We start from the raw sequence: 12,299 nt of genomic DNA on the forward strand, positions 1-12,299 counted from the left end.
GCCTACTCGCTCACGGCTGACACCGTTCGCTCCGGGAGGGTGAGGCTTCCTGCTTCCAAGACGCGCTTTGCAGGAACCGAAGTGGTTCCCGTACGGAGCGAAGTCTCCACAGGCGTTCGAAAATCGGTGTGTGATTTTCGCAGGCTCTCGGAGAGCTTCGCTCTCCGATGGTCGGCGAATCTATGATTCGCCTCGACACCAGAATCGCCATGCGATTCTGAGGACGTTGGTTCGGAGCGTCCCGCTCCTACTCGCTCGATACCGCGAGAAAGGCTGTTCCAGACCGCTTCCAGTATAGATCCACCGTGAAACCGCACGACGGACGGGAGCGTTCGCGAACCTCCAGTGGCTCGTCTGTCGAGACGCCGCATGCCGCGCACTCTTGGTCGTTCCCACCGGATCAACGCGGACGAAGTACGTCCCTTCGCGTTCGCACTTGTACTCGAGCATCCGGGGAACGTCCCCCGCGCCGCTCCGGCACGGTCGCGTGAGTTGCCCTCGAGTTCGACCGAGCCTTTCGCGTCGAGGTCTTCGACTGCGACGAGGTCGTTCTCTCGAGCGTAGTACGCCGATAACTTGCGCAAGAAGTCGCGGCGCTTGCGTTTCAGGTACCGATCGAAACCAGCGAGTCCGCTGAACGGCAGGCGGATCGCCTGCGGGAAATCTTCGACGACGGACTGACGCTATACGACACGGGACCGTCGAGCGACCTCAAAACGGAGGTTCTGACCGACGGACGGTAGCGACGATGAATCGGCGCTCGAGACGACCAAGAGGGTATTCGAAAATACTCTCGGACGGCCACTCGAGACGGGACTCGACGTAAACGACGAGGCGCTCGTGCAACTCCGGAAGGCCTGCCGGCTCCTCGAAAGCGGCTGAGCGCTTCGCGAGCGAAGAGGGCATCACACCGTCGTTATCGAGGCCTCGTTCGTCGCGATCAAGCGGAGCATCAGTGGTACCTCATCTATCGTACCCTTCGCCGTGTGCGGACCGCCAGTGCTACCGAAAAGGAGAGACCATCGAAGACCAATCGATTGAGTTTCTGTGCGGTCGCGCTACCTAATCATCGGTAGTGACCGGTTCGAGGTCGTGACGCTCGGTCCAGACACCGAGATACCAGAATACGGGCGCCAAATCTCTCGCTTTCTCCGTGGCATCGTACTCTACACGGGGCGGGATCTCGTTGTACGCTTTCCGCGTCAGTAATCCGACTTCAGTGAGTTCCTCGAGTCGATTTGAGAGCGTGTTTGGCGCGATATCAACGACCGCTTCCAGATCGCTGAATCGTAACGGGCCGTCACCAGTTGCGAACTGATGTAAGATTACGATAGTGTGTTTCTTCCCCAGTAGATTCAGCAGTGCAGACATCGTTTGATTGTCTTTCTCGGCTTGTTCGGAACCGGGCGGCCTCGCTATCTCGTTGGAGAGAACTCTCTCAATAAATTCTTCAGCGTGAGGTGGCTCAACCATATCGAGACTACTCCTTCTGAAGTAGTATAGCTTCTTCCTTCGACGTCCCTAAGTTACCTAGAGACGGGTGAGTTACTTCATAGCTTCTAACTTGATAGTATATTACTTCACACAATGTAGTGGTGTGTATGGCATCACTCAGAGCCACGAACGGATCGAACACCGATTTGCAAGTCAGCGTCACCCGTCTGGTCACCTATGGGTTGATAGCGGTGATCCTCACCAGTCTCGTCAACGGGCTCGTACGCACGATCGCACTTACCGTCTTTGACGTCCCGAACGTCTTCGCGCTGTGGTGGGAACCAGTACTCGTCGCATCAGCAGTTGGGGCGATTGGTGCGACCATCGTGTACGGACTCCTCACCCGGGTTTCGAACCGACCGAACCGGATCTTTACGATCGCCGCAGTGACCGTGCTCGCACTCTCGTTTGCCGGTCCAATTGGTGCTCTTCTCGCTCCACCGCCAGAGCTCGCTGATGCGCCCTGGACCGTCTTTGCCACGCTCATCGCAATGCACGTGACCGCAGCGACCACCATCGTCGGCGTTCTAACCCGCGCACCGACCGCGGAGGTGGAATTACCATGAGTGACCTCGAACTACGGGCCCACCTTCCCAGTGAGAGACAGCCACACGTCGTTGCGCTCTGTGGGAGTCAACGTGAGGGAAGCTACACGTACCGATCGCTCTCTGAGGCGCTGTCGGGAGCGGAAAAGGCCGGAGGAACGACTGAACTGATCGCCCTCACTGATTTCAATCTCCCGCCGCTTGATCCCGACCTCAAGGCCGCAGGTGACAGCGACGTGGTGAGAAAAAAGATGCGTGAGGCCGATGCGGTCATCCTCGGGACGCCTGTGTATCACGGATCGTATTCTGGTGTGTTGAAGAACGCACTCGATTACTGCGGGTTCGACGAGTTCGAAGAGACGGTTGTCGGACTACTCGTCGTGTCAGGGGGTCCGTTTCCGACCCCTGCGCTCAATCACTTACGAGCAGTTTGCCGATCGCTGAACGCCTGGGTGCACCCATATCAGGCGGCTGTCCCCCAGGCACGGACCGTATTTGACGATGCTGGATTTACGGACGAGGATATCCAGGAGCGCGTCCGAACCCTCGGCGCACACGTAGTCGAATACGCAACGATTGAACCGGGAACGTTCCGGGCGGTCCAGCGTCAGGAGGTGTGACCGAGCATTATGACACTCCTTATCGGCACGCAGGACGGCGTCTACCGGTCGCGTAGCGACGTACTCGATGACGTCGAACGGGTGCTCGATTCTGGAGTAACGCTTCGCGTTCACACGTTCGGCGATCACGGCTCGTACGTGACGTCGAAAACGGGCCTGTACCGCTCAGTTGACGGAGGTATCACGTGGGATCATCTCGACGTGCCGCAGACCGAAGTATATGCAGTTACGGCCAGTCCTGACGGAACCCGTCTGTACGCAGGTACGCATCCGGCCCGCCTGTACGTCTCGACGAATAATGGGAAGACGTGGACCGAACTGGGCGGTTTTCAAAAACTCCCCTCTCGAGATCAATGGCACACCCCGCGGCATCGGAACGAATCACACGTTCGAAGCCTTGGTGTTCATCCTGATGCACCCGACCGCGTTATCGCTGGCGTGGAAGTTGGCGGCGTTCACGTCAGCGATGACAGCGGCGAAACGTGGTCCGAACGGCGTGCAGGACTCGAGAGCGAACGAGAAGACGACCTCCAATACGATGTGCATCATGTCTCGGTGATAACCGCCGAAGAGTACGTCGTCTCATGCGGCGGCGGACTGTATCGGACCCGCGATACCGGACACTCGTGGACTCGACTCGACGCCGATTTACGGGGACCGTACTTCCAGGAGGCGTTTTCCTCTCAAGATACGTTGTACGCGGCTGCCCAAACACTCCCACCGACCCTTCCAATGGGCTCGAGGTACGGGAAACGGGACACGAACGCGTCGTTGTTCGAATCCACGGATGGTGGAGATACATTCGAGAGCAAGCCGTATCCCGGCGCACGGGACGAGTTCGTCTCTGCTTGGACGGTAGCCGACGGGCGCGTTCTCGCCGGAACAACGGAGGGACGGGTGATTGTCCGCGGGAACGATACCTGGACTACTCTCGGGTACGTTCCGAGATGGATTCGATCGCTATCGCACGCGTAAACTATAGTGTCGCACGTGTCCGAAGAGACCGAGGGACGAGACGGCCCCGACCGCGCTCGATTGTTGCATAGCTTTACATACCGGCCATTCTTTGATAGGCCTGTTGTCGTGGCACACACAAACAGTACGCTAGAAAATAGTCGACGAGTCGCCTTCTACGAACGACGGTCGGCTGGTGAAGGACGATGGAACAGGTGACAGAGGAGTCGCTCGAGTATCCGGCTGAATCGTGGACCGGCTTTTTCAAAGAGCATTTCGGGCCGTCGATGCTGTGGGCGCTGATCAGCATCGGTGGCAGTCACATCATCCTCGCACCGACGCTCGGCGGCTTCTTCGGCGTCTTTGCGGTGTGGATCTTCCTGTTGATTTACGTCGCAAAGTACGGTGGCTGGGAGCTCGGTATCCGGTACACCTACGGGGTCGGTGGCAATCCGGTCGAGGCGTACGGCGATCTCCCCGGACCGAAGAACTGGGCGATGTGGGTCTCCGTGTTCATCTTCACGGTCCTCTACACCGGTATCACGGCTGCAGTCGGCTTCGGCACCGCCGCACTCGCTGCAGCGCTGACGCCGCTCGATCCGCTCTCGGCGTACGCCATCCTCCTTGCCATCGCCGTCGGCGTCGTGGTGTTCTCCCGGTACGGCTTGCTCGAGAACATCCTCAAGGTGTTTACCGCCGTTCTCGGCGTTCTCATCGTCCTGGGCGTGCTGTTCGGGCCTCCGTCGACCGGCGTGATCGCTGAGACGGCGACGGGGCTGCCGGAGGGGACGTCGCTCGCGCTGTTCGTCGGACTGTTCGCGGCCGCCGCCGGGTTCGCTCCGACGGGCCACAGCACGAGTATCCTGATCGGTAGCTGGTCGATGGCGAAAAAACAGGGGGCGCGGGCGCTCCGCGAGGAAGGGGTCGACCCGAACGACGAGCGGTACCACGACTACATCGCCGCCTGGATCAAGACCGGCCGGCGGGACTTCAACATCGGCTACGCGTTCAGTCTGATCATTATGCTCAGCATGGTGCTCCTCGCGGCGAACGTGCTCTATCCGAACCCGCCAACGGACGAGAACCTCGCGTTCGTCCTCGGAGAGATTCTGAGCGACTCCTTCGGGCCGTGGTCGTTCTGGGCCATGTTGGTCTGTGCGTTCGCCGCGCTGTACTCTACCGTGCTCACCCTCCTCGACGGCGGCTCGCGTGCGACTGCCGATATTTTACCGATCGCGCTCGAGAACGACGATCTCGACAGCGAGCGGATCCGTCGATTCGTCGTCGTCGGGATGGGCGTCGGAAGCCTGATTCCGATCCTGGTCATCGGCGAGTTGCCGGTCACGCTCATCCTGTGGATCTCGGTGCTGCTCGTCGTTTTCGAGGTGTTCTTCTATCCCGCGAACTGGTACATCGTCGAACGGCGACTGCCGGAGGCGTTCCGGCCGTCGATGCGGTGGAAGATCTACTACGCGGTTACGATCGTGCTGGTCGTCATCTTTGCACTGATGGGTGCCGCGGAAGAGCTCGGCGTGCTCGGACCCTGAGAACGCGCCTCGAGCCGCCTCACCGCCACGTTTTCCGACTATCGAGTGCGTCCAATAGTCGAGCGCCCAGTTCTCGTCTTTCCCCTGAGAGTCAGATAGACACGTCTACCCCGCAGATAGCGGCAGTATCGTTCTTCTCCCGGTTCGTAACCTTCATCTGTTTTCGAGACTGGAGCAGTCGCACGAGGGGTGGTGGCATCCAGACGACACTCCCTCACGGCACCTCGCGGTGCGTCTGAAAATTCAGACGGGGAACATATATTAGTAGTACCTACCTACCGCACGCCGACCGGGTATAATTAATCACGGACGGGCTATCACCGTTTCCGGACGCTGCAGCCCCGGTCACGAGGCGGTTCGTCTGGGTCATTCGTTCGACGAACCGCTCGAGAGTTCGTTCCGCCGGTGAACGCTGAACTCGCCGGCAGCGTTCGATCAGCTGACAGGATCGTAACGAACACCCGCCACCGGTGCCTCGAATTCTGCGAAGCGACCCCGTGTGTTTAATAATCAGAACTGATAATTGGAACGTATGAGTACCGTACTGGCACGAAGCCTCACCGGGAAGTCGATCGTCGGAACTGATGGGACGGTTTTCGGAACGCTCCACACCGTCTCCGCGAACGCCGACTCCGGCGCGCTGCAGAATCTGGTCGTCGAACCGCGAGAACGGGATTCGTCCGCGTCGATCAGTACCGGAACCGACGCCAATGGCCGGCTGCTCGTTCCCGTTAGTCAGGTCAAAACGGTAAGCGATCAGATCGTTATTCATCCGGAATCCGTCTGAAACTGACGGCCCTCGAGGTGAATCCCTCGGTAACGAATCGGAGTCACGCGCGTTGATCCGGAGGGTGGCTCTGCTATCGGACGGCCAGTTGGTTCGCAGTGAACTATAGTAGCCACTGACAGTCAAGGCACACCCGATCGCACGACGGGAGCGCGGGTCGGAGCGAGCGAAGCGAGCGAGAACCGCGCACAGTGCGATCGGTGTGGAAATCGTCTCAGTTGGTACTATAGAGCGGTCTGACAGTATCGTGAATCGCATTTCGAACCGACGCTGCTCCAGTTACTCGCTATCCTCCCCGCTCTGAAGAGCAGGCGTTCTCCTTACCTCTGCGTAATCGCCTCTGATGTGTGGTTGTCCATCTACAATAGCCACCTATTTCTCACTAAATATCGCTGAAAGCCTGGAACAGACGCGGTCTATCTCCGACACTCGATATGTAATAGGTGGATTAGATTCAATAGGTGGGATAGGTAGATAAGGAACAATAGTACCTGTTTCGCCAAAACAGAGGATCGGTCACGGAGTTCCAGGGGCAGCCGTCGAACAGACGGTGCGAAGTGAATTACTATTTCGGCTACTCGTCCCGTCTGCTCGAAGGCGGAACGGAGTAGACGTGATCCTCGTAGCAGACTGTCCGTCTGAGCCGTGCTAACGCCGCGCCGTGTTCGCAATAGACAGCCGTTCGAGACCTAATAAGCGGACGATTCGATTCAAGAGACGACCTGAGGGAGGGAGATATTCAACACCAATCCGTCGAGCTATCGGATTCAGATTCAGTTCTAAGATCAGATATGATCGATCGAGAGGTTACGAAAAGCAGTCCACAACTGAGTTCGAAAATGTCATCTACAGCCTTCTAACGAGGCCTCGTGAATCACGGCGCGCTCGACGAGACTGTAACTCGAATCGACGGCCGGCAGTACTGGCTGTGCGCTGCAGTCGATCCTGAAACGAACAGAGCTGCTTCATCCACGGCTTCTTTCGGCGACTACGACCCCTTCACAGAAATTTTCTTGCAGAGATCAGCCGAGAAATGAGAGCTCTCCGACACCGCGTTTCTCGGTGACGGAGCGAGACAGCTTCAGACAGCACTCGATCGACGAGGACTCGGATTTCGAGACGAGAAACGGAGAACTCGGAGCGCTATTAAAACGTATTTTCGGAGTGGTAAAATATCGATCCTCATCGTTTCCAAACTATTTCAGCTACGCGAGACCAGTCACCGCAGAATCGTGGCTCTACCTCTTCGCCGCTCGGCATAATGCTACGAACCGTACACGACCGACGGACGTTCGTCGTTCGACCGTTCAAAACTGACGACGAGCGCCATCGCTCTCTTTCTACTGATACCGACACTTTCGTTCGCGCAGCTATTTACGAAAGTACAATTGTAATATCGAGTCGAGTATCCGAGCGTCGGTCAGTGCCGTGATCAAGATGCGTGCCGCGGGTTGCGCTCCTATCGGTGGGCGCTTCCCTCCAATCGACTTTCGTTCCACGATGTAGAACACCTAAGAGTGCTGAAGGTTGAGTTCGATGACGTTCGCCGTCCCGAGGACGATCTCGGGAAGTTCCGTTCGGAACCGATCGCCCTGCATTCGGTGTGTCGGTCCGGCGATACTGATAGAACCGATCACCGAGTCTGATCCGTCGAGAATCGGCGCAGCAACGCTTCGCAACCCCTTCAGTCGCTCTTCGTCGTCGTACGCGATCTGCTCTTCGCGGATCGTCTCGAGTTCCTGGGTGAGCGCGTCTCGGTCCGTGATCGTGTTATGATTCACCGCGGGGAGTCCGTGGCGGTCGACGATCTCCCGACGCCGCTGCTCGGGGAGAAACGCCAGAATAGCCTTTCCGAGCGCCGTACAGTGGATCGGAACCCGATCGCCGACGCAGGTGTCGATACGAGCGGCCTCGGAGCCGCGATTCCGATAGATGAAGACGCCTCGACCGTGTTCTTCCGTCATGAGGGCCGAAATCTCTCCGGTTTTGTCCACGACCTGATCGACTTCCGGCCGGGCGACCTGGTAGAGGTCGTGTTGGTGTCGTGCGCTCTCGCTGATCCGCAGAAACTTCAATCCTGTTCGATACTCTCCGTCCTCGCGGACCACGTACTCCGCCCGCTCGAGGGTGTTCAGGTGATTGTGAACGGTGCTTTTGGGCAATCCGACGTGCCTGGCGAGTTCTGAGACGCCCGCTCCGTTCAGTTCGGTTACCGATTCCACGATATCGAACGCACGATCGACCGCCTGGATTCCGTTTTCACCCGTCATTGTCACGGAATGACGTAGAGACTGGAGCAGCATAAATGTTCAGCAGTGTAGAACGAACGTCGAGAGAGGAGAGACGACCGGTACTAGTACGGGATTACTGCCGTCAACGTTAAAATACACCGATGTTCGGGCGCATCTATGCGACGTTCTCCCGTTCTTGTCGGATACGGTGAACGGACGGCCAGCTTCGATTCCCTTCCGCGTTCCACGTCGTGGAACAGTTCGTGAGGGCAACGAATATACTCGCCGGTGCTAATTGTTCACGCATGACCGATACCGAACCCGCGGACCCCTGGGGTGTTACCACCCTCGAGATTTTCGAACTTCTCGAGGAGACGATCACTCGAGAGTCGAATCGTGCGGTCGCCACGGTCGTCAACGTCGACGGATCGGCGTACCGCCGTCCGGGTGCGAAGATGCTACTCGGTGCCGACGGATCGACCTACGGCGGGATCACGGCCGGCTGTCTCGAGGGACCGCTGCAGACGGTAGCTCGCGACGTCATCGCGGACGGAGCGCCCGACGTGGTCACGTTCGATCTCACCGACGACGAGGACGGGTGGGGGCTCGGCCTCGGATGCGAGGGGATCGTCGACGTCCTCGTCGAACCCGCAGACGATGCGTGGCGGAAGCCGGTCGACGCGTACGCCGAGGGAGACCCCATCGCGCTCGTCACCGTCGTCGACGGAACCGAGTCGGTCCCGGTCGGCGCACGCGCGGTAGTGTCTCGAGACGGGACGTCGACGGAGTCCAACGATCGGCCAGCGATTCCCGAATCGGTTCTCGAGCAGGTCCGCGACGACGCGCGTGCTCGAGCGGGTGACGGTCGATGGACCGGACGGACCGTGTCGACCGAAGCGGGAGAGCTATCGCTGTTTATCGACGGTATCGAACCGGCCGACCGGCTACTGATATTCGGCGGACAGCCCGACGTGCGGCCGGTGACGCGGCTCGCTCGGGACGCCGGCTTCGAGGTCACGGTCGCGACCGCCCGCGGCGGACAGGCCGACGAGTCGGCGTTTCCGCGCGCCGACCGCGTCGTCGCGACGCACCCCACCGAACTCGACGAACTGGTCGACGGGCGGAGTTACGTCGTCGTCATGTCCCACAACTTCCTGGACGACAGGCTCGCCCTCGAATCGCTGTTCGAGAGCGACGCGCCGTTTATCGGACTCATGGGACCTCGCGAGCGCTTCGAGCGACTGCGCGAGGACCTCGCGGACGAGGGAATCTCGCTATCGGCGGCCGACCGCGAACGGATCGCATCGCCCGTCGGACTCGACCTCGGCGGCGGCGAACCGATCGAGATCGCGCTGAGCATCGTTTCGGAGGCACTCGCGGTGAGCAACGGACGGGAAGGAGGCCGACTCCGCGATCGAAAGGGGTCGATTCACGCTCGTCAACCGGAACAGTCCGACTGACGAAGCCGCTCTCGATCCCTGACGGTGTCGACGTCGATTCGAACGCCCGGATCGTCGACGGCGACGCGGCGGACGTCCGCGGTCTCGAGTACCGCTCTGCCGCCGGTGTCGCCCGTCAACTCCTGTAACGCGTCGAACTGCGCCGCGTCGAAGAGGACGGGATTTCCGCGCTGGCCGTCGTACGTCGGAACGACGACCTCGTTGTGGCCGTCCCGGTAGGCCGCGACGAGGCGTTCGACCGTCGTTTCGTCGACGCAGGGCATATCGCCCGGAAGGAAGATGACCGCCTCAGCGTCCCGTTCGCTCGCTGCGCGTGCCCCCAGCCGAACCGATCGGCTCTGTCCCCGTGCGTACGCTGGATTGTACGTCGTTTCGTCGACGTTCGCCGCGACGACGTCGCGGACGGCGTCGGCGTCGTGGCCGAGGATCGCGACCGCGTGATCGACGGCAGCGACGTTCAGCGAGCGGGCGGCGCGGCTGACGATCGGCTCCCCGTCGACGGTCGCGAGCAGTTTGTTCCCGCCCTCGAACCGAGTGCCTCGACCGGCCGCGATCACGATGCCGACCAGTTCACCCATGGTCACGCCAGGTCGACGCCCTCCGGGCCGCGGGGCAGGTAGTTTCGGCCGCCGGGGTCGGCGAGCAGTTCGCCGTCCTCGACGACGACCTCACCGCCGACGATGGTGTGCGTGGGCAGCCCCTGGAGCTCTTCGCCGTGGAACGTCGAGTAGCGTGGCTCCATCGTGTGGTAGAAGTCGTCGTCGACGACCGCGCTCTTCTCGAGGTCGACGATGACCATGTCGGCGTCCGATCCCTCGGCGATGGCGCCCTTGCGCGGGTAGAGGCCGAACCGCTTGGCGTTGTTCGTCGAGCAGACCTCGACGAGGCGCTCCATACTGATGCGGTTCTTGTTCACGCCCTCGTGCATCATCACGGGCAGGAAGTACTCGATACCGTTGTTGTCGCCGGGAATGGCATCCCAGATATCGCCGTGTTTTCCCTCCTCTTTCTCCTTGAACTCGATCTTGTGGGGACAGTGGTCGGTGCCGACGGTATCGACGACGCCGGTCCGCAGCCCCTCCCAGAGGCGTTTTCGACTCTCCTCGCCCCGAAGCGGCGGAGAGATCTTCCCCCAGACGCCGAGATCGTCCTGCTCGTACGTGTGAGCGAGGAACGCGGGAAGCGTCTCGGCGTGGAGGTTGACCCCTTGCTCCTGGAACCGTTCGCAGACGTCGACGCCCTCGCCGGTGCTCATGTGGACGATGTACGCCCGCGAGTCGGTGTACTCGGTGAGGCGGCCGATCTGTTCGATCTGCATCGCCTCGGCGACGTTCGGCGAGGCCTCGCTCCAGGCCTCGAGGTCGTTGCGTCCCTCGGCTCTGAGCTCCTCCCGGCGTTCGATCGCGAGATCCTCGTTCTCGGCGTGGAACATCACGACGCCGTCGGGGATCTCCGAGACGGTGTCGAGCACCCGGTACACCTGTCCGGCGTCGGAGTGGTCGATCCCGAGTTCGGGCGAGGCGTGTTTGTACCAGTTGAAGAAGATCTTGTACGATCGGATCCCCGCCTCGGCGAGCCCCTCGATCTCCTCGACGTGGTGGTCCTGGTGGACGATCGCGTGGTACGCGAAGTCGACGTAGGAGTTCTCCTCACCTGCTCGCCTGAAGAAGTCCATGTCCGGCAGGTACGGCTCCTTCTGCAGGAGGAAGTTGACGACGGACGTGACGCCGCCGTGGACGGCGCCGCGGGTCTCGGTCTCGAAGTCGTGCTCGAGTCCCTCGTGGTACTCGAACTCGTACCGGGAGAGTCCCCAGTGGACGTGCGGGTCGATAAACCCGGGAACGAGGTAATTCCCCGCCGCGTCGATCTCCCGGTCTGCCGGGGGAAGGTTCGTTTCGCTGCCGACGCCGACGATGACGCCGTCGTTCGCTGCAACACCGCCGCTGATCGTTCCGTTCGGCGTGACCACTCGAGCGTCGGTCACGCGAAGGTCTGCGGTCGATTCGACCATAGTCGTAGATACTTCCCATCCTACTTGAGTGTACCCCGGCCGGGAAACCCGTGATCCCGGTACCCACGATGCGGTCGGAGACCGCGATCCAGCGCGGCACAACGTTTATGCCTCGGTCGCGGGTTGTAGTAACTATCCCCATGAGTACAGATAGCACAGACGGAATCGACGGCCACGTTACCGAAGAGATCACCGTGACGGTCAACGGTGAAGCGGTGACAGCCGAAGTCGAACCGCGGCTCAAGCTCTCGGATTTTCTCCGGTACGAATGCGATCTCCACGGCGTTCGCGTCGGGTGCGAACACGGCGTCTGTGGCGCCTGTACCGTCCAGCAGGGCGGACGGACGGTAAAGAGCTGTCTCTCGTACGCAGTGCAAGCCGACGGGGCAGAGATCGAGACCGTCGAAGGGCTCGCGAGCGAGGACGGCACCCTGCACCCGATCCAGGAGGCGTTCCACGAAACGCATGCGTTGCAGTGTGGGTTCTGCACCAGCGGGTTCGTCATGGCGACCAAGGAGCTCTTAGAGGAGAACCCGGATCCCTCCCGCGAGGAGATCGAGACCGGGCTGGCCGACAACATCTGTCGCTGTACCGGCTACCAGAACATCTACGAGGCCGTCGAACGCGCGGCGGAAGCGATGGAGGACTGA

Annotated in this window: 11 protein-coding genes and 2 pseudogenes; 7 read left to right on the plus strand and 6 right to left on the minus strand. The window is 60.4% G+C overall.

The window, feature by feature from the left end; translation table 11 throughout:
• Nucleotides 1–2: 2 nt before the first annotated feature.
• Together NED97_RS20990 and NED97_RS20995 are read right to left on the minus strand one after the other, a co-directional pair.
• Nucleotides 3–608: pseudogene (locus NED97_RS20990) on the minus strand (zinc ribbon domain-containing protein); the annotation flags it as partial.
• A 454-nt stretch (nucleotides 609–1,062) separates the two neighbouring features.
• Entirely contained in the window at nucleotides 1,063–1,473 is a 411-nt protein-coding gene (locus NED97_RS20995; protein ID WP_252490745.1) for a winged helix-turn-helix transcriptional regulator, read from the minus strand.
• A gap of 167 nt (nucleotides 1,474–1,640) precedes the next feature.
• Between NED97_RS20995 and NED97_RS21000 the strand changes: the two genes are divergently transcribed.
• From NED97_RS21000 to NED97_RS23280, 3 genes and pseudogenes are all read left to right on the plus strand, one after another.
• A complete protein-coding gene (locus NED97_RS21000; protein WP_252490746.1) occupies nucleotides 1,641–2,060 on the plus strand; it encodes a DUF6069 family protein in 420 nt (139 codons plus the stop codon).
• Nucleotides 2,057–2,659 carry an NADPH-dependent FMN reductase gene (locus NED97_RS21005; protein WP_252490747.1) on the plus strand — a complete coding sequence of 201 codons (603 nt, stop codon included), beginning with the start codon at nucleotides 2,057–2,059 and terminating at the stop codon, nucleotides 2,657–2,659. Before NED97_RS21000 ends, NED97_RS21005 begins: the two co-directional genes overlap by 4 nt.
• A 9-nt stretch (nucleotides 2,660–2,668) precedes the next feature.
• A pseudogene (locus tag NED97_RS23280) lies at nucleotides 2,669–2,974 on the plus strand (WD40/YVTN/BNR-like repeat-containing protein); the annotation flags it as partial.
• A 66-nt stretch (nucleotides 2,975–3,040) separates the two neighbouring features.
• Here NED97_RS23280 and NED97_RS23285 read toward each other — a convergent pair.
• The gene (locus tag NED97_RS23285) at nucleotides 3,041–3,193 is read right to left on the minus strand and encodes a hypothetical protein (RefSeq protein ID WP_345781251.1); all 153 of its coding nucleotides are present in this window, start codon (nucleotides 3,191–3,193) and stop codon (nucleotides 3,041–3,043) included.
• A 626-nt stretch (nucleotides 3,194–3,819) separates the two neighbouring features.
• Between NED97_RS23285 and NED97_RS21015 the strand changes: the two genes are divergently transcribed.
• Nucleotides 3,820–5,160 (plus strand): Nramp family divalent metal transporter, encoded by a 1,341-nt coding sequence (locus NED97_RS21015; RefSeq protein WP_252490749.1) that lies wholly within the window; start codon nucleotides 3,820–3,822, stop codon nucleotides 5,158–5,160.
• A 532-nt stretch (nucleotides 5,161–5,692) separates the two neighbouring features.
• Nucleotides 5,693–5,947: a PRC-barrel domain-containing protein gene (locus tag NED97_RS21020; RefSeq protein WP_252490750.1), complete on the plus strand. Its 255-nt coding sequence runs from the start codon at nucleotides 5,693–5,695 to the stop codon at nucleotides 5,945–5,947.
• Between the two features lie 1,511 nt (nucleotides 5,948–7,458).
• On the opposite strand, the gene NED97_RS21025 is transcribed toward NED97_RS21020, so the two are convergent.
• Nucleotides 7,459–8,217, minus strand: coding sequence for an IclR family transcriptional regulator (locus tag NED97_RS21025; protein ID WP_252490949.1), 759 nt, complete (start codon nucleotides 8,215–8,217; stop codon nucleotides 7,459–7,461).
• A 266-nt stretch (nucleotides 8,218–8,483) separates the two neighbouring features.
• On the opposite strand from NED97_RS21025, the gene NED97_RS21030 reads away from it, so the two are divergent.
• Nucleotides 8,484–9,638: an XdhC family protein gene (locus tag NED97_RS21030; protein WP_252490751.1), complete on the plus strand. Its 1,155-nt coding sequence runs from the start codon at nucleotides 8,484–8,486 to the stop codon at nucleotides 9,636–9,638.
• Here NED97_RS21030 and NED97_RS21035 read toward each other — a convergent pair.
• Entirely contained in the window at nucleotides 9,617–10,216 is a 600-nt protein-coding gene (locus tag NED97_RS21035; RefSeq protein WP_252490752.1) for a nucleotidyltransferase family protein, read from the minus strand. The genes NED97_RS21030 and NED97_RS21035 overlap by 22 nt on opposite strands.
• Nucleotides 10,217–10,218: 2 nt before the next feature.
• Complete coding sequence (locus NED97_RS21040) at nucleotides 10,219–11,649, minus strand: dihydroorotase (protein WP_252490753.1); 1,431 nt, start codon at nucleotides 11,647–11,649, stop codon at nucleotides 10,219–10,221.
• A 140-nt stretch (nucleotides 11,650–11,789) separates the two neighbouring features.
• On the opposite strand from NED97_RS21040, the gene NED97_RS21045 reads away from it, so the two are divergent.
• Nucleotides 11,790–12,299 carry a (2Fe-2S)-binding protein gene (locus tag NED97_RS21045; protein WP_252490754.1) on the plus strand — a complete coding sequence of 170 codons (510 nt, stop codon included), beginning with the start codon at nucleotides 11,790–11,792 and terminating at the stop codon, nucleotides 12,297–12,299.

The sequence above is a fragment of the Natronococcus sp. CG52 genome, assembly GCF_023913515.1.
In the GTDB taxonomy this organism is placed as follows: domain Archaea; phylum Halobacteriota; class Halobacteria; order Halobacteriales; family Natrialbaceae; genus Natronococcus; species Natronococcus zhouii.

Bases quoted from the DNA above. Each gene is read 5' to 3' on its own strand.
- NED97_RS20995 (WP_252490745.1), bottom strand. From the start codon at position 1,473: ATGGTTGAGCCACCTCACGCTGAAGAATTTATTGAGAGAGTTCTCTCC.
- NED97_RS21005 (WP_252490747.1), top strand. From the start codon at position 2,057: ATGAGTGACCTCGAACTACGGGCCCACCTTCCCAGTGAGAGACAGCCA.
- NED97_RS21015 (WP_252490749.1), top strand. From the start codon at position 3,820: ATGGAACAGGTGACAGAGGAGTCGCTCGAGTATCCGGCTGAATCGTGG.
- NED97_RS21020 (WP_252490750.1), top strand. From the start codon at position 5,693: ATGAGTACCGTACTGGCACGAAGCCTCACCGGGAAGTCGATCGTCGGA.
- NED97_RS21025 (WP_252490949.1), bottom strand. From the start codon at position 8,217: ATGACGGGTGAAAACGGAATCCAGGCGGTCGATCGTGCGTTCGATATC.
- NED97_RS21030 (WP_252490751.1), top strand. From the start codon at position 8,484: ATGACCGATACCGAACCCGCGGACCCCTGGGGTGTTACCACCCTCGAG.
- NED97_RS21035 (WP_252490752.1), bottom strand. From the start codon at position 10,216: ATGGGTGAACTGGTCGGCATCGTGATCGCGGCCGGTCGAGGCACTCGG.
- NED97_RS21040 (WP_252490753.1), bottom strand. From the start codon at position 11,649: ATGGTCGAATCGACCGCAGACCTTCGCGTGACCGACGCTCGAGTGGTC.
- NED97_RS21045 (WP_252490754.1), top strand. From the start codon at position 11,790: ATGAGTACAGATAGCACAGACGGAATCGACGGCCACGTTACCGAAGAG.